Source organism: Robinsoniella peoriensis, from assembly GCF_000797495.1.
Taxonomy (GTDB): domain Bacteria; phylum Bacillota; class Clostridia; order Lachnospirales; family Lachnospiraceae; genus Robinsoniella; species Robinsoniella peoriensis.
The window spans coordinates 249145-267289 of the sequence record NZ_JTGN01000004.1; the positions used below are offsets into that span (position 1 = coordinate 249145).

At 40.0% G+C, this 18145-nt stretch carries 15 protein-coding genes; 5 read left to right on the forward strand and 10 right to left on the reverse strand.

All coding sequences use genetic code 11. The features are described 5' to 3' along the window. Positions 1-274 precede the first annotated feature (274 nt). From QR40_RS09875 to QR40_RS09890, 4 genes are read left to right on the forward strand one after another with little or no spacing between them, the layout of a single operon-like run. Positions 275-1273, forward strand: a complete 999-nt coding sequence (locus QR40_RS09875; protein ID WP_044294711.1) for a biotin synthase BioB — start codon at positions 275-277, stop codon at positions 1271-1273. 43 nt (positions 1274-1316) lie between these two features. Continuing rightward, positions 1317-2384, forward strand: coding sequence for an ABC transporter substrate-binding protein (locus QR40_RS09880; protein WP_242858481.1), 1068 nt, complete (start codon positions 1317-1319; stop codon positions 2382-2384). 18 nt (positions 2385-2402) lie between these two features. After that, on the forward strand, positions 2403-3218 hold the full coding sequence (locus QR40_RS09885) for an ABC transporter permease (RefSeq protein WP_044294712.1): 816 nt from the start codon (positions 2403-2405) through the stop codon (positions 3216-3218). 38 nt (positions 3219-3256) lie between these two features. Further along, the gene (locus QR40_RS09890) at positions 3257-4030 is read left to right on the forward strand and encodes an ABC transporter ATP-binding protein (protein ID WP_044294713.1); all 774 of its coding nucleotides are present in this window, start codon (positions 3257-3259) and stop codon (positions 4028-4030) included. A gap of 9 nt (positions 4031-4039) precedes the next feature. Here QR40_RS09890 and QR40_RS09895 read toward each other — a convergent pair whose 3' ends face one another. From QR40_RS09895 to QR40_RS09940, 10 genes are all read right to left on the reverse strand, one after another. Beyond that, complete coding sequence (locus tag QR40_RS09895; RefSeq protein ID WP_027296323.1) at positions 4040-4474, reverse strand: DUF3887 domain-containing protein; 435 nt, start codon at positions 4472-4474, stop codon at positions 4040-4042. Positions 4475-4529: 55 nt separating this feature from the next. Beyond that, a complete protein-coding gene (locus QR40_RS09900) occupies positions 4530-5768 on the reverse strand; it encodes an ROK family protein (RefSeq protein WP_052378001.1) in 1239 nt (412 codons plus the stop codon). A gap of 141 nt (positions 5769-5909) precedes the next feature. Then, positions 5910-6350, reverse strand: coding sequence for a D-ribose pyranase (gene rbsD / locus QR40_RS09905; RefSeq protein ID WP_027296321.1), 441 nt, complete (start codon positions 6348-6350; stop codon positions 5910-5912). Between the two features lie 20 nt (positions 6351-6370). Beyond that, a complete protein-coding gene (locus tag QR40_RS09910; RefSeq protein ID WP_044294714.1) occupies positions 6371-7450 on the reverse strand; it encodes a substrate-binding domain-containing protein in 1080 nt (359 codons plus the stop codon). Positions 7451-7465: 15 nt separating this feature from the next. Then, a complete protein-coding gene (locus tag QR40_RS09915) occupies positions 7466-8440 on the reverse strand; it encodes an ABC transporter permease (RefSeq protein ID WP_027296319.1) in 975 nt (324 codons plus the stop codon). Beyond that, positions 8437-9942 (reverse strand): sugar ABC transporter ATP-binding protein, encoded by a 1506-nt coding sequence (locus QR40_RS09920; RefSeq protein ID WP_044294715.1) that lies wholly within the window; start codon positions 9940-9942, stop codon positions 8437-8439. Before QR40_RS09920 ends, QR40_RS09915 begins: the two co-directional genes overlap by 4 nt. Before the next feature lie 77 nt (positions 9943-10019). Further along, positions 10020-11048 carry a zinc-dependent alcohol dehydrogenase family protein gene (locus tag QR40_RS09925; protein WP_027296317.1) on the reverse strand — a complete coding sequence of 343 codons (1029 nt, stop codon included), beginning with the start codon at positions 11046-11048 and terminating at the stop codon, positions 10020-10022. Between the two features lie 135 nt (positions 11049-11183). Further along, positions 11184-12239: an NAD(P)-dependent alcohol dehydrogenase gene (locus QR40_RS09930; RefSeq protein ID WP_330373716.1), complete on the reverse strand. Its 1056-nt coding sequence runs from the start codon at positions 12237-12239 to the stop codon at positions 11184-11186. 406 nt (positions 12240-12645) lie between these two features. Beyond that, complete coding sequence (locus QR40_RS09935; RefSeq protein WP_027296315.1) at positions 12646-13986, reverse strand: sensor histidine kinase; 1341 nt, start codon at positions 13984-13986, stop codon at positions 12646-12648. Positions 13987-14004: 18 nt separating this feature from the next. Beyond that, positions 14005-14703: a LytR/AlgR family response regulator transcription factor gene (locus QR40_RS09940; RefSeq protein WP_044294716.1), complete on the reverse strand. Its 699-nt coding sequence runs from the start codon at positions 14701-14703 to the stop codon at positions 14005-14007. A gap of 755 nt (positions 14704-15458) precedes the next feature. Here QR40_RS09940 and QR40_RS09945 point away from each other — a divergent pair. After that, positions 15459-18140 (forward strand): leucine-rich repeat protein, encoded by a 2682-nt coding sequence (locus tag QR40_RS09945; RefSeq protein ID WP_044294717.1) that lies wholly within the window; start codon positions 15459-15461, stop codon positions 18138-18140. The last annotated feature ends 5 nt before the right edge of the window (positions 18141-18145 follow it).

Consider the following 18145-nt stretch of genomic DNA (forward strand, 5'->3'; position numbering starts at 1 on the left):
TACTACGTCACATTGAGATATTATATTACACATCACCGTGTGTGTCAATAACTTTTTCACACATTTTTCCACAATTTTTCGAATTTTTGTTTCTGAAACGGGCAGTTTCATTTTAGCTTCACTGATCTAAAACAAGATCCTTTTTGAATCACTCCACAAAACAGTAAAAAATTTATACTTTCTAAAATTTTTACCAAAAAGCTATATTGTTAACCACCAAAATTCCACAAAATATGCTAGACTTTTATTATAAAGCTTATTGAAGGAGAATACAATGAATATATTAGAAAAAATCGAGTATGCAAAAAATGCAGCTTTAAATCAGAAATCCCTTGACCGGCAGCTCATGATTGACCTTCTGTCCATTCCCCTGGACTCTCCGGCATTTGAGGCACTTGGAAATGCAGCTTTTGAGGCTGCTCAAACAATTACGGAAAAACGTGCTTACCTTTGGGGCGCTATGGGAGTTGATTTTAAAGCCTGCCCGATGAACTGCGATTTTTGCTCTCTTGGAAAAAAATGGGGATTGGTTGAAGTGGAACGGGATTTTTCCGAGTCAGAGATTATCGATAATGTGAGATACTATGTTGAAAATACAGTACGCTGGATTGTACTAAGAACAACGGAGTTTTACAGCCTGGATGTTTTGGAAGCACTCATTCAGACGATTCGCCAAGAAGTACCGGGCACCTACGAAATCGGTTTAAACGTCGGTGAATTTGATACTGCGAAAGCTCACGAGCTTTCCAGACGCGGTGTGGATTTCATTTATCACTCTTTACGTTTAGGCGAAGGCAAAGATACCCGATTTAAAAAAGAGGAGCGTACTGCAACTCTTAATGCATGCAAAAATTCTCCCCTGAAGCTGGTTTTCCTGGTAGAACCAGTGGGTATTGAACATACAAATGAAGAAATTGCAGACATCTGCCAAATGACTATCGATTACGGCGCTATTGTATCTGGCGCAATGGCAAGAGTTCCGGTCAAGGGTACTCCTCTCGGAGAATTCCCTCAGATCAGTGATAAAAGACTTGCCCAGATTATCGCAGTTACCAGGCTGGCATGCGGCTATAAAGTTCCGGGAATCTGCGTACATCCGGCAAGTGAGCTGGCAATTCAGTTTGGTGCCAATGTAGTTGTAATAGAAACAGGCGCCATTCCCAGAGATGCCTGCTGTTTTCCAAATGAAAAGTGGAAACAGTTCGATGTAAACACAGCAAAACAATGGTTTCAAAATAGTGGGTACACCGTTTATCAGGAAGGAAATGATTAATTTTCAGGTCTGAATATATAATTTATATGAAAGGATACATATCATGAAAAAGCACACCATTAAAGGAAAACTTACATTTTTATTTCTGATCCTGTTACTTACTTTTAGTATGCTATTTGCTGCCGGCTGTCAAAAATTTACAAAATCCACGGATGATGCAAAAGAAGAATTCCCTTCAGCGTCCGAAAGTTCATCCGCAAAAGAAAATGCTGCCCCCGCATATACGGCTGCACCAGATGCCGCGCAATTAAAAGTCGGTACCTGGAAAACCGCCCAGACAATCCAGCCCTTCTTTTATGACCAGTTTATCGATAAAAGCTCCGGTATAGAAGTTCTCCCATTTACAAATCCCGGAGACCAGAAAACTGCCCTTTTATCCGGCGGTCTGGATATGACCGGAACTACCCTGGTAACAGCCATTACCGCTGCGTCCAATAATGAACCGGTCCGCATTGTAACCAGTCTGTGCAACAAGTGTTCTGCTCTGGTAGCCGGGGTAAATTCAGGAATCGAAACCGAGGCAGATCTAAAGGGCAAGACCATTGCATATGTTCCCGGCACCATGCATCATGCTTTATTATTAGATGTTTTGGAACGCAATGGCATCGATCCGGAAAAAGATGTGGAATTGGTTCGGATTGATTTCTTTGATATGGGCCAGGCACTTGCTGACGGTACCATTGATGCATTCTGCAGCGGCGAGCCTTACCCCTCTGAAGCAGTTAAAAATGGTTATGGGAAAATCTTAAGCTATCCATATTTTGATGACAGCATCGGAACCATAAATGCCGCTATGATCGTAACGGAAGACACGATTAAAAATAAGCCTGAGGAAGTTCAGAAAATGGTTGATGCCCACATCAAGGCAACTCAGTATCTAAATGAAAATCAGGATGCCTGGCTGGATAAGGCGGAAGAATTCGGAACAGAAAAGGATCTTCTGAAGATTGCAGCCGACAATATCGAGCTGTGCTGGGATATCGATGATGCCTTTATCCAAAACACCAAAAATCTGGCGCAGAAAATGCTGGATCTCGGTATCATTACAAAGATGCCTGACATTGATTCCTTATTCGATCTTACCTTCCTGGAAAATGCAAAGAAAAATTAATGACAAGAATGAGGCACTATGGACAAAAAACATGCAAGAAATACTCTGACAACATTAACCTCTGGTCTGTGGGGATTATTAATTCCCGGAATTCTCCTTCTGCTCTGGTACCTGGCTACCACCAGAGGGGCTGTTCCAGAATATGTACTCCCCTCTCCCCAGAAACTATGGAACGTAATTATTGATTTTATTTTGGGTAATTCAAAAGTCACTCCCTACTCCGGTAAACTCTTTGATAATTTGTGGATTAGCTGCTTCCGCGTCTTAAAAGGGTTTCTGACCGCTGCACTACTTGGCGTAATCCTGGGCTTTCTCACCGGAAGAGTCCGCCTGCTGCAGAAAGTATTTGATCCGTTTGTCCATGCTCTGAGAGCAGTTCCGGGTATCGGATGGCTGCCCATAGCAATTGTCTGGTTCAGCGTTGGCGAAAAAAGTACGCATTTTCTCATATCCCTTGCTACCTTTTTCCCAATCTATATGAACACAGCCCAAGGTGCAAAAGAAGTTCCTGATTCCTATCTGCGTGCAGGTCAAATGATGGGTGCAGGTTCTTTTTCCCTTTTTTGGACGGTGACCCTGCCCAGTGCATTCCCTTCCGTTCTGGTAGGTCTTCGCCTGGGCCTTGGAATCTCCTGGGCTTACCTGGTTTTGGGTGAAGTCACCGGTGTTACAAAGGGTATTGGCGCTATCATGACAGATGCCCGTATGCTTGGACATGTGGATATCGTACTTGCCTGCATGGCGGTTATCGCAGTAACCGGCAAAGTATCAGATTTTCTGCTGGTAAAAATCTGCAATCTGTTTTATCCTGTCAAAAAGTGTAATGCTAAATAATTAAACTGCATTAAATTGTATATATAAAGGAGTTTCTCATGGTCCATCATCTTTTAACCGTTCAAAACGTATCGAAAAGCTACCGCTCCTCTTTTCAGGATTCTATCTGTGTATTTAAGGACCTGAACATATCCGTAAATCCCAATGAAATTGTAGCGCTTCTGGGACCAAGCGGCTGTGGAAAAACCACACTTCTGAATATGATTGCAGGATTTGAGATCCCGGACACCGGAAAAATGCTTTTGGAAAATCAGGCAATCACCGGTCCTGCTTCTAACCGCGGGGTCGTATTCCAGGCGCCAGTTCTTTTTCCATGGCTGAATGTCCGGGAAAACATCGCTTATGGCCTAAACCGCAGGCACATTTCCAAAAAAGATCAGGAAGAGACTATCCGTGAATACATCGGTCTGGTTCATTTAAACGGATTTGAAAATTATTATCCAAACGAATTATCCGGCGGTATGCAGCAGCGGACTGCCCTTGCACGCACTTTAATCCTGCATCCCCAGCTTCTTTTAATGGATGAACCTTTTTCAGCCCTGGATCCCATGCTGCGTTTTCAAATGCAGCAGCTGGTGCTTTCCATTTGGGAAAAGTTAAAACAAACCATTATTTTTGTAACCCATGACATTGAAGAAGCTATGATTCTCGCTGACCGCATTTATATATTTGGAAAATGTCCACGGGGTATTTTAAAAGAAATAAAAGTGCCGGCTTTTACCATAGATTCACCTTCTTCCTCCTGCCTGGACTCCCCGGAATTTATCCGTACAAAAAAAGAAATCAGGAACATTTTATTCTCATGCTCCTGATTTACCCTATTATTTTAACCACAGCCCATTCAATTTCATTTCTTTTGTAAAGCTTATGGTATACTGTATTGTTCCATTTTCATATTCCGCTGCCATTACCACTACACCGCAGTCTTCTCCTGTTTTCTCATACTTCTTCCCGATAACGGCCTGCTTTCCGTAAGATTGAAAGGCTCCCTTGCTGTTCGCATATGCCACAACCTCATTTTCAAACTTCTCCTGTGAAATACTCTCTGCTACTTCATCTCCTGCATCATTAATAAAACTGTCATAGTCATTCTTATTAACCTGATCCACTACCTGCTCGGAAGCCTTCTTTAATTCCTCCGCATCAAATCCCTCTGCCAGCTTTGTGCTTTTATTCATACACCCTGTGCTTAGTACAAGTAGCAGAATGAAACCTGTTAAAAAAAGCATTTTTGCATTTTTGACTCTGCCTGCCATGCTGCCTCCCCTGGTCTTTATTCCAACTCTATTCAATTTAATTAACAGTATTATATTAAACTTCTTTTATAAATTCAGAAACATATAACAGCGCTCCGCCTACCGCAGATGACCACCAGGAAAAATTACTGGCCTCCACATAGCTGCCATCATTTTCAAAGGTATTCCGCCCGGCTACCTGGATCTGGATATCCTTAATATACTTCTTAATATATCCGCCGACATAACCGCCCAATACTACCTTGCAGTCAAAAAATGTTCTCAGATTATTAATATGTACAGAAAGATAATACACATACTCTTCCCATATTTTCCTGCATTGGTCGTCGCCTGCATCCAGAAGCTTAAAAAATCTTTCCAGACTCCCATCGGTTTGATCCGATAAGATGGAGGAAGCCAGATATGCATCCGCACATCCTTCTTTTCCGCAGTAACATTTCTTACCGCCCGGCACCAGCGTTGTGTGTCCGAATTCCCCGCTCCTCTGGTTATCTCCATAATAAATCTTGTCATCCAGCAAAATGGCACCTCCCACGGTAGGCCCCAGAAACAGATACAGAATATTCTTTCCTTTTTCCCGATACCACATTTCAGCGAATCCGCCTCCGTTTGAATCATTATAAAAAGTATAAGGGTATGGGATATACTCTTTTAATTCCTCATAAAAATCAGGAGGAAGAGAGAATAAATACACCTGTGGGATACTCTTTCGATCCCCACCGATTATCGCCGGCAGTGTCACTGCAACTCCCAGCACCGTTTTGGGGTCAATCTGGTTTTTCTCAACGATCTGCTCTAAAAGCGACCGTATCTCTTCATAATATGCCTTGTCCGCCTCAAAAGTACGTCTGACCCGGATACAGTCAACCATATTTCCTGTCAGATCCACAATTGCCAGGGAGATATGGTTTTTGGTTATATCAAGTCCAATTCCCACCTTCGCACGCCCATTACAGGAGAGGCACTTTGCTTTTCTGCCTCCTGTCGATTCAAAGGTTCCTGTTTCCTCAATTAAATCCATCTCCATTAATTCTGACAGGTTCTGACTTACGGTTGGAAGGCTTAGACGCAGTTTATAGGCAACATCCTGCTTTGATATCTTCTTGTCATTCAGAATCAGCCGATAGATATTGTTACGGTTGATCTTTTTTAATTCCATGCTGGTACTCTTCATACTCACTATCCCTATTTTCCCCTTTCTAGCCACCGGGGTTTCTAAAATTATTTGTTCCATTATACCAAATTCTTCCATATTCGTAAAGTCACATCTTTTCTGTATAAATTTTTCTTCCATAAAAACAGTCGTATATAGCGTCCGCATAGCAGTTTGGAGAATTCACAATTATATTGCGTATTCAAATTTTTTGAACTGCCAGAGCCTAGAACTATCAAAAGCGGAACACAGAGCATGTTCCGCTTTTTCATTTTCATAGCTCTAAGTTATCTGATCCATATCAATAATAAATGCTTTTTTATATTCTTCAACACCTGATGCTGCCTGCATTATTACATTGGAATAAGGAGCCAGTTCACCGCTTCTTAAAATAAACCTGCATTTTTTTGCCATCCTGGCAAGTAAGTTTTGGGGCATAGATTCCACCGGTTGGTTCACAAACACATTTTTAACAAACCCATAGCCGTCTTGATTATATATCTCCATCTCTTCGGCTATGCAAACCTTTTCAACAACAACCTCATCCAACACGGTTTTTAAACACTGCTTAAGCGTTGGAATCTGAAATGCAAGCGCAAGGTCCACTCTCTCCACGCCTTCCGGAATGGGAAAGCCTGCGTCGCATATCATAAAATAATCCGTATGCCCCAATCCTGCTATTTGTTCACTGAGTTTTTTATTGATTACCCCGCCTCTTTTCATACAAACCCCTCTTCTTTATTCTATTTATAATCGGCTATATTATCTTTGGTTACCAGAACATACGGGATTGATACATCTTTGGGTTCTCCGCCCTTCACAATATCCAGTATCTCATCAATGCCGGCTTCTGCCTGTCCCTTTGCATCCTGGAATACGGTCGCTGACAGCGTTCCTGCTTCAATTGCCGCTTTTGCATCGTCAATGGCATCAATTCCTGTTACAATGATTTTATCGCCCATATCGTTATCCAGGACTGCCTGCAGTGCTCCCATCGCCATTTCATCATTTTGTGCTACGATTGCCTGAATCTCATCGGCTCCCTGTAAGAGGTTCTCTGTTGTGGACAGAGCCTCTTCTCTGGACCAGTTGCAGGTTGGTTCGCTTAAAACTTTAATATCCGGGTATTTTTTTAATATATTTTCATAGCCTTCTCTTCTCAGTACTTCTGCGGAGATACCATTTGGTCCGTGTAAAATCACAATATTTCCTTTACCATTCAGCTGATCTGCTACATACTGCATTTCCAGTTCTCCTGCAACGATATCATCGGAACCCACATGCGCCAGGACCTCATCGGAATTTACCTGGGCATTTACTGTAATCAACGGAACCTTTGCCTCATTTGCAGCTTCTACTGCCGGGACCAGTGCATCCCCGTCCATCGGACAGATTAAAATTCCATCCACATTCTGTGCAATCAGGTTATCGATCTGGCCCACCTGGGTTGCAGAATCCATATTTCCGTCTAAAACACTGAAATCCACAGTGTCCGCATATTTTTCACTGACATAATCCTGCATGGCTTCCGCAAGCAGTACCTGGAATTGTGCGGTCTGGCTATAGGAAGAAAATACAATCTTATATTTTTCACCGGAAGCCTTACCTGCTGCTTCCGTAATGGCTTCATCCACCGCATCCGCTGCATCCGCTTCCGCTTCTGATTTTGCTGTTTCCGGCTTTGCTGCTTCTGTTGTACCTGCCTCTGTCTTAGCCGATGAGCCGCCCTCTGTTGTCCCTTTTGAATCCGCCGTCCCACAGGCTGCAAGTGAAATTGTTGCGAGTACACAAACCATCGTTAATGCTGCCACTCTTTTCTTCATACCTTGATCTCCTTTTTATTTGTTTTTATTTTTTGTTATGCGGTCTAATAGTACAGCCAGTACAATAATAGACCCCTTGACAATCTTTTGATAATAGGAAGAAATGTTCAGTAGGTCCATACCGTTATTGATAACCCCCACAATCAATACTCCAAGGATTGTACCTGACACTTTTCCTATTCCTCCGTTTAAACTGGTGCCTCCGATTACGACTGCCGCTATGGCATCCAGTTCATAGCCTTCTCCTGAATTTGGCTGGCCTGCATTGATACGGGATGCCAGAACAGTTCCGGCCAGCCCTGCACAGATTCCGGAAATCATATATACAAATAGTTTAATTCTTGCTACACTTAATCCAGATGCTTTCGCAGCATCTTCATTTCCACCGATAGCATATAAATACCGCCCAAATTTTGTCCAGGATAATATCAGATACCCAATCAGAAATACTGCAGCTAATATGTAGATCAATATAGGGAGCCCCAGTATTGTTCCCCCTCCAATGTAACGGAACTGTTCACTCAGATTACTGATCGGACGTCCTTTGCTTAAAACCAACGCAACTCCCGATGCGACAGACAGCATTCCAAGGGTGGCAATAAATGCCGGAAGGTTTAAAAATGCTACCAGTGTACCGTTTACTACACCACAGGCTGCTCCTGCCAGAACCCCAAGGATAATGGGTACAATCACGGGATATTCTCCCGGATGGGCAAAGGTCGTGGCTACAATACCCGATAGTGCCACGATTGATCCAACGGACAAATCAATGCCTCCTGTCAACAGTACGCACATCATTCCCACAGAAATAATACCGTTAATTGACACCTGCTTTAATACATTGATCAGGTTTCTGGATGTAAAAAAGGTATTGGTAATTAGTGTTAATAGCACAAATAGAATTAAAAACACCATCAGAATACCATATTTATTAAATAGATCTTTGCCATTTAACCGTTTTGTCATTTGATTTGCGGTTTTCTCTGTCATTCCTGTCCCTCCTTGTGTGGCGTTGCATACTGCATAACCAATTCCTGACTGAATTCCTCTCTCTTTAGCTCTCCGGTAATCCGCCCCTCACTAAATACCAGTATCCGGTCACTGATTCCAAGCACTTCCGGCATCTCTGATGAAATCATGATAACTGCAATTCCTTTTGCCGCCAGTTGGTTGATCAGTTCATAAATTTCCGTTTTTGCTCCAATATCAATCCCTCTCGTTGGTTCATCCAATATCAGCACTTTCGGATTCGTCAGCAGCCATTTTACAAAAACAATCTTCTGCTGGTTTCCTCCTGACAGGTTCAGGGCAAGTGCCTCCCTGTCAGGTGTCTTGATTGACAGCAGCTTAATCTGTTCATCCGCTACTTTATTCAGCTTTCTGGTGTTCAAAAATAATTTCTTATTCAGTCTCTTCAGATCGGATATTACAATATTGTCCTTTACACTGCCAATTAAATTCAGACCTCTGAGCTTCCGGTCTTCCGGCACATATGCAATTCCTTCTTTTACCGCCTGATTGGGATTAACGACCTTGATCTTTTTTCCTTCCAGGTATAGCGTCCCCTGTTTTTTCTTTCGGAGTCCGAATACCATCTCTGCTGTTTCTGTTCTGCCTGCCCCCATTAAACCCGCAAATCCTAAAACTTCACCTGCTTTTACATCAAAGGAAATATCCCGGATTAGTCTTCCATCATCCAGCCCCTCTACTTTAAATACTGTTTCCCCAATTTTCGCAGCCTTTTTCGGATAATAGTCACCAAGCTCGCGTCCAACCATTCCCTGAATCAACAGTCCGTCATCTAACTCTGAAGCCGGCTTTGATAAAACCCATTGTCCATCCCTTAAAATGGTTATGGTATTGGCAATCTGAAATATTTCGTCCATTTTATGTGATATATATACGATAGCTACGCCTTTTTCCGTTAGTGATCGGATAATGCGAAATAGCTGTTCTACCTCTTTTTCCGAAATTGCAGAGGTTGGTTCATCCATGATCATAACATCGGAGTGATAGGAAACTGCTTTTGCAATTTCAATCATCTGCTGTCCGGCAACGGTCAATTCTCCTAAAATCATCTTGGGTGACACGGACATTCCAAGCTCATCCAGCAGTTCCTTTGCTTTCCGATTCATCTCGGATTTATTTATCAGGCATTTTGCCCTGCTGCTTTCCCTTCCAAGAAAGATGTTTTCTGCAATTGTCATTTCAGGAACCAGGTTCAGTTCCTGATAGATCATCGTAATTCCATGATCAATTGCATCTTTTGTGGAATGGAAGCTCACCTCTTTTCCTTTTACAGAGATGTTTCCTTTATCATTAGTATAAGCACCGCACAAAATTTTCATTAAGGTAGATTTTCCTGCACCATTTTCCCCCATCAGTGCATGTACCTCACCTTTTTTCAGTGTCAGCTTTACATTATCAAGTGCTTTCACCCCGGGAAACTCTTTTGTAATATTCTTCATTTCCAGAATAATTTCATTTGCCATGAAGAAGTAATCCCTCCTCTTTTTGCATAATTCAGCCTGATTTCTCCTGCTGGTAGCCACAAGCCGTCAAAATCGCTCTATTCATTTGGATGAATAATAATTTTCATCTGTCCTCTGCCATTTAACATCTGATCCATTGCTTTATCGAAATCATCCAGGGAATAATGATGGCTTGCCAGGTCATCCACTTTAACAATGCCCTCTTCCATAAATTTAACAGCCCGGTCAAAACAATGTGTCTGGGCAAAAGATCCTATTAATTTTAATTCTTTTTCAAATATCTGATAAGGCTTTATTCGGATTGTATCCTCATTTCCGGCAACTCCATAAACCACGATTTTCCCTTTTGCCTTAGGAAAATTCAGGCATTGTTCAAGTACTGCCGGTACCCCGGTTGCATCGATTACCACATCAAATCCTTTCGGAAACATCTGATTCAGCTGCTCTGTGTGAACACTATAGTCATTCCTGTCCATCAAAACTGTTTTGGCATAACCATTTTTCTCAATCAGATCCAGCTTTGCCTTTGAGGATGCACAGACTACCACATTTGCAGCTCCTCCCTGGTGTATCAATTGGGTTAATAATATTCCGGTGGGGCCAGCTCCAAAAATCAGGACATCATCACCGCACTGGACATCAATCACATCCATGCCATGGATGGCGCAGGCGAGTGGTTCAGCGAAACAGGCTTCATCAAAGCTAAGTTTGTCACTGATTGGAAAAACCTTATCATAATTTACCACCACATACTCTGCAAAACCACCGGGTCCATTGCATCCCAGTGAGTAAAAATTTTCACAGAATAACGGCATATTTCTTCTGCAATAATAGCATTCTCCGCATAATACGGTATTATCTCCCGTCACCCTGTCCCCCACTGTAAATCCCTTCACGGCACATCCCGTTTCCACAATCTCACCTGCAAATTCATGTCCCGGTGTCAGTGGAAATCTGGCTATAAATTCCCCTTCATGAATATGGGCATCTGTTCTGCATATCCCGCAGGATTTTACTTTAATCAGTACCTGGTTTTCTTTTACTTCCGGTTTTGGAATTTCTGTGACTGAAAATTTTCTTGGTTCACTGTACACTACTGCTTTCATTGGTTTTCCTCCCATTCTGGTTTACACACTTCTATTTGCTGCCTGTTTCTACTGCCGCCTCCTGCACCTCTCTGGATAGCTCTGCTGCTGATATTTATCATTTGTAATATCCAGCGATCCGGCTTTTAAAACAGGTCAGGAAACCTTAATTACCCCTTTTACAACATCCTGTGCATTATCAATCACAGTGTCAAATGCCAATTTAACATTATTAAAATCAAATTCATGCGTTGCAATCTGTCCAACATCAATTTTCCCGTCTGCAATTGCGGCGATTGCTACCGGATACAGATTTCGATAGCGGAATACGGACTTAATATTCAGTTCTTTCGCCATTATTTTTGCAAAATCATATGCTATGACATCCTGGGGCGCCATTCCTACCAGTACAATCGTACCGCCTCTTTTTGCCATTTCCGGTGTCTGCTGTATGGTCTTTACCGCACCTGCCGTTTCTATAACAACATCTGCCCCTTTTCCGTCTAAAAGCCGTTCCAATTCCTTTTCTACGTTCATCTCTTTCGCATTAACCGTATGGTTTGCACCCAGTTTCTTTGCATATTCCAAACGTTTCTGAAGCATATCCACAACAATTACATTTGCTGCACCTCTGGCTTTACATGCAAGTAATGTCACCAGTCCGATGCATCCGCCCCCAAGTATCACCACGCTGTCCCCAAGCTCAACCTCTCCCTGTGCTGCGGCATGAAGCCCTACAGCCAGAGGTTCTACCAATGCTCCTTCTTTTGTGGACACCTTCTCCGGCAGCTTGAAGCACATATCAGAAGGATGTGCCACATATTCTGTCAGTACCCCATGATAAGGCGGGGTTGCAAAGAACTTTACGTCCGGGCACAGATTATATCTTCCTGTCTTACAAAATTCACATTTTCCGCAGGTAATTCCTGGCTCCAGTGCCACCCTGTCTCCTTTTTTCAAATCAGTAACTTTACTTCCTGTTTCCACTACTATGCCTGCCGCTTCATGTCCCAGGATAAATGGTCCGTCAACAACAAAATCTCCAATTCTTCCATTTTCGTAAAAATGAACATCTGATCCACAGATTCCTACATATTCAATTCGGACCAAAACTTCATTTTCTTCCGGCTCTGGTTTCTCAATGTCACGGTATATGATCTGAAATGTTCCGTCCATATAAGCTGCCTTCATCCTTTTCTCCATTTGCTCCATAATTCCTCCTATCTGTTCATATCATTTTGCTGGCATCATTTCCGCTTTAGACGCGTCTTATTATGACGCATCATTATCCGTTTAGTTTCGAAATATCTTTTGTAAATATATTTTCTAAAAGTTATTTTAAACATATTTTACAAAAGTTTTTGTCATTTGTCAAGCAAAATATCCAAAAAATAAAAAGTCCGCCTTTTTTCTGTATGGCAGTTTGGTAAATCCACTATTTATCAGGGTAATTCCCAGCACTTAACGGAAGAATTCAACAAAACAAAAGCCGGGCACCACAAAAGTGATTACCCGGCATCCGCCCTTTTATGAAATTGTGAAGAATCCTGCAAACCATTCAAGATTTGCCGCCCTTCTCCCTCTCCATTCCCTATCCTTTTCCAGCAGATTTAATGTCTTATCTCCTTTCCGGTTTTGGCAATGTTATATTCACCTGAAATTCGCAGTCGGAGCTTCCTGTCTGCACTGTTCCGTTATATTTTTCCAGGGTTTTCTTTACATTTTGCAGCCCATATCCCATGTGGCGGCTCCCTTTACGGTTATGGTGGCTCCCTTTAGGAATATGGCGGCTTCTATGCGTCTCACCGCTTTGGGCTGAAATCAATGCTCCCTCAGCCAGAAGTGAATTGCGGATACTAATAACAACAAATTCATTAAAATAATTCATCTTAATTCGTATATACGGGTGTTCACCCACTCTTTTGGCTGCTTCAATTGCATTATCCAGCAGATTAGCAAACACGGTTGTCACATCAATATCCTTCATAAATTCCAGACTGACCTCACCTATTTCAACCGCTGTATCAATTCCATCCCGTTCTGCATTACTCAATTTGTCATTTAAAATAATATTTAACATTTTATGATTGGTATAAAACCGCTCTCCCAGGACATTTAACATATGATGCATATCCTTCACATAAGTATTCCCTGCATCTGACTCCTGCATATGGTACAGCTGCTCCACAGCTATGAGATGGTTCTTCATATCATGCAGTACCTTCCGGGAATCCTGATATTTCTTCTCCAGATCCCCATAGTATTTGTATTGCAGTTCATTCTGCTGATGATACAATTGCAGCTCTTTTTCCAATTCATTAGATTTGGAAATATATCCGCCCAGATAAATAAAATAAACATCCAGAATCAAAAGCAGCACGATGTTAACCGCAATGACTGTAATCCCATACAACTGGATATAAACTGCTCCTACCTGAACCAATGAGAGCAGAAATATGACACTCCATACCGGCACCATATACATACTGATCAGTTGCCATTTATTAATTTTATTTATCTTCTTCCTGTTCACAAAAAACACCATGAATTTTGTCAGTAAAAGATACAGCACTATTTTTAGCATCAACGCAATATTCGCCATTAAAAGAGCGCTGTTTATATCCATGGAAGGAATAAACAGTGCAGACAGATTCAAAATAGCCGACTGTCCCAAAACCCCTATCAGTGTAAACATAGCATAATAGACAATATATAGCATATTACTGTTAAATAAGAAGTGCCCCATCACCGCCAGATACAAAATTCCCGAGACCATGCTTAAACTAGTACTTCTAAATATCACACCTAAAATAATAATCATACCATAAACAAAGAATGCTGCTATATACCACCATTTTGCCCTGTAAATATTCCGTTCAATATGGCTCATAAAATAATATGCGCAATAAATCATCACGCTCAATTCCATAATTCCCAATACCACATTTAAAGTAGCCATTTTTTATACTGCCCTCCATCAAATACGGTTAGCCATATAATGGCTCAACTTTTCCCTAAACTCCACGGACTTCTTCTGTGAAAGGGGAATCATACTTCCATCCATCATATGAATATCGTAGCCTTTAATCGTCTTGACATAAAACAAATTAACAGAAAAACTTTTATGAGGCATATAAAAACCATACGATTCCATCTTTACTGCCATTGACGTTATACTGCCATGCATCCGTAAAACTCCTGCTTTCGTCCTGATCAGTATTTTCCGGTCAGCATACTCAAAATAATAAATATCCTTCACATTTATCTCATGTACCCCATCTTCCGTCTCAAACCGCAGCATCTGCTCCGGCTCCTCCTCCGCCGTATATGCCACAACCTCTTCCAACTGCCTGTGAATATTTTCCGGGCTTACCGGTTTAATCAGATACGCAAAAGCATGTACTGAGAAAGCATAATTCCGGTAATCATCATATCCTGTTACATAGATAATTTTCACCTTTTTATCGTAGCTTCTTATCTTCTGTGCGGTTTTAATTCCATTGATCCCTTTCATATCAATGTCAAGGAAAATAACATCATATACCTTATGCCCCCTAAGCAATTCTTCCCCGCTCTCATAGGCATCCACCAGACATAACATCCGGAAATTCTTTATATAATCTCTAATCTGCTGAACGATTAATTTCTCATCATCGCAAACAGCTACCTTAAGCATTTTGTATTCCTGCCTTCCATTTTTGTTAATTCCAGTATAATAGCTTCCCTTCAAAGATACAAGAACAAAAGCACAAGATACCGGGACTTTGGATTAACGTATGGCAGAAGAACCTTTCAGAGATCACTATGCTATATTGCAGCTATAGAAAATAATATAATTATTAAAATGCATAATCCTAAGGAAGCTAAGCAGGTAAAAATACTTCCGGAAAATCAGCTGAAATTTTTGATAGAAAATGATTGATTACCTTATGTCTTTTCATGTATAATAAAAACAATATAAATATGTTATTTATCCCATTGCACTCCCGCTCACACATTGCAAAGTTGGTAATATCATATTAATAATTAATATCCACAATTTTATTTAGAATGAACCACGTGTATTCGTCTTACATAAGAAAAAGCTTACACAGCTAACTTAATCATATTTGTCTTTTGATCTATTCCTTTTTATTCTTTAGATTTATAAAGGAATTCTTATTAATATTAAAATCCCACAATAAGATAATCGGAAATATACCAAATACTTTGTATACAAAAAAGTATTGTTGATTATACCTTTTTGACTATTTATGACTTTCACAATATTAATGATTATAATTTCAGAAAGCGATGGATTGCTGATATGATCTGGAACTATATCATTTGAAAGGTTATGTAATAAATTACAGAGAATTTACTAAAAATTTTAATTATAAATAATAAGTATACAGAAATCTGTTCATATTTCTGTATGAAGGGAGTATAATTATGAAAGTTAAGTTATGGACACAGATTTTATCAATAGCACTTACCGCATCATTGGGTTTATCAACTATTGCATATGCTGCCTCTGATAGTGTGGTATCAGAAATGCCCCAAACGGAGTATATGGTTGAAATCAATATTCCTGATGAATCTGGTGAACTAATAATTGAGCGTTTATCCGAAACAGAAGAAATAACTTCTGATAGCGAACTAACTGTTGACAACGAAATCACTTCAACCGACGAAGTAGAAATTACAGAACCTTTTTCTGAATCAGTGATCGAATATGATAATGATGAAAAGGAAAATGAACCAGCTGCTGACAAATACTCTTCAACTGATAATACATTCTCTGAATCTGAGAATACAGCGGAGGTGGGAGATACTTTTAGTACCCCTTTGGGTACGTATCAGATATTAACCATTGGCGAGAAGCCAACGGCTATGCTGATTGATAATGCCAGACGGGATGCCAACGGAAATTTTATATATGGTGATGCTTCCAAGCCTTGGACTGCATTCTATAAGAATGTAGAATATTTAGTTACTGAAATCGGTAAAAATTGTAAATTAACAGGCATTCCAGGTACAATTGCAATTCCCGAAGGTGTTACAAATATTCATAATGGTGCTCTATCAAAAGCTGCGGCTAAGAGGATAGATCTTCCCGCTTCTTTGGAGCATTTTGATGAGGACGCCACATTCTTCTCTTTAGAGAACATAACTGTATCGGAAGCAAATGCATATTACAAATCCGATGACGGTGTCCTTTTGACTAAGGATGGATCTACACTGTTATTATATCCAGCAAAGCTTCCCGGAAAATTATATACTTCTCCGGAAAGCGTAAAGATCATTGATGAAGGAGCTTTTTTTAATAATTACTATATATCCGAATTATCTTTTACTGAAGTGGAAAGCATCAAAGATTACGCATTTTATAATATGAAGAGCATTGAAGTAATTAACTTCCCTAAATCACTTATTAATTTAGGAACAATGTATACAACCTATAACTGCTACACCTTATCAGCAATTTATGTTGAAGAGGGGAATCCAATGTTGTTTGACAAAGATGGAGTACTTTATTATCAAGGTGGTAATGAGTATATGTTGGCTATTTACCCTGCCTCATATCCATGTAATTCATATACTATACCATATGGTGTAAACACAATCTGTCAATTTGCATTTAGCGGCACACAATACACGAAGGAAATAACTATACCATCAACAGTAAAAACAATATATTCACTAGCTTTTGTTGAAACTCAGGTTTCAATTGAATTTATATTACAATTCAAAAACACTATACAACTTTCCCAAAGCTCTTTTGATCGCCTTGCCCGTGGTAGTAAACTATACGTTGAAAGTGATAAAATTAAAAATGGCTTTCGTAATGATTTTCTAACCACCTGTATAGATGAAACAGGAGGCACTCAAATAGATACTGAAACGCCCGTTATTATTGATTATGAAAAATCCGTGTCACGCATTGAAAACTGGTATATTCATGCCGGTAAAAAATATTATTATGATATGCATGGAAATTTAGTATTTGGTTTGTATGAAATTAATGGCTTCACCTACTTTTTTGGAAAAACCAATGAAATGCAAACAGGATTCCAAGATGTTGATGGAAAAACATATTACTTTTCACCTGAGGAGGGGAAAATGATTGATTCTTATGGTTTGGTTTTAATAAAAGATAAAATATATTTCATTAACTCTGATCATTCCATTTATAAAGAGTCAACATTGTATTATGATAATAAAACCTACTACTTAAATACCGACTCAGGTGAAATAATATGTAGCAACTTTAGTCATTCCTACGATCCATGGGAGGAAAAGATTGCTGCTACATGTATGAAAAAAGGTTTAAAATCACATACTTGCAGCATTTGTCAAACCCGTGAAGAGCAGATAATACCAAAATCCTCTCATCATCCTGGCAACTGGATAATTTCCCATCCACCTACCTGTATTTCAAATGGACAAAAGATATTAAAATGTACCGTATGTGGGTTGGTTATACTGTCAGCAGCCAATCAGCGTACAGCTCACAAATATAAAAATTGGCAGATACAACGAAAATCCACTTATGATCAATTCGGTGTTAAAACCCGAGCCTGCAGTACTTGCGGTACGATAGAACAAGTTGAAATTCCCAAACTTTTGCGTAAAAACATATCAAAAGCTGTAGCAACCTCCATTAAACAAAAAACTTATAATGGAAAATCATATAAACCTTCGATTAGGCTTACGCTGAACAACCAGTTACTAAAGAAGAATACCGATTATATTATATCTTATAAAAATAATAAAACACCTGGTAAAGCAACTGTTATTGTTAAGGGAATAAGGGCTTGCTATGGTACAAAAAAAGTATATTTCTATATTTCACCAAAGCCTCCTGTAATTGTTAAACTGAAAAGTCTCAAAAGAAAAACATTATCGGTACAGGTAAAAAAAACAACTGGTTCTAGTGGTTACCAGCTAATTTGCTCAACAAGTAAAGCCTTCAAAAATAATAGAAAAACATTTTTCAGTGGCATTTCTAAAACTATCAATAAATTGTCATCCAAAAAGATATATTATGTAAAAATACGCTCCTATAAAAAAATTGGTAGCATAAAAATTTATGGACCTTTTAGTAAAATAAAAAAAGTTAAGATTAAATGATTAAT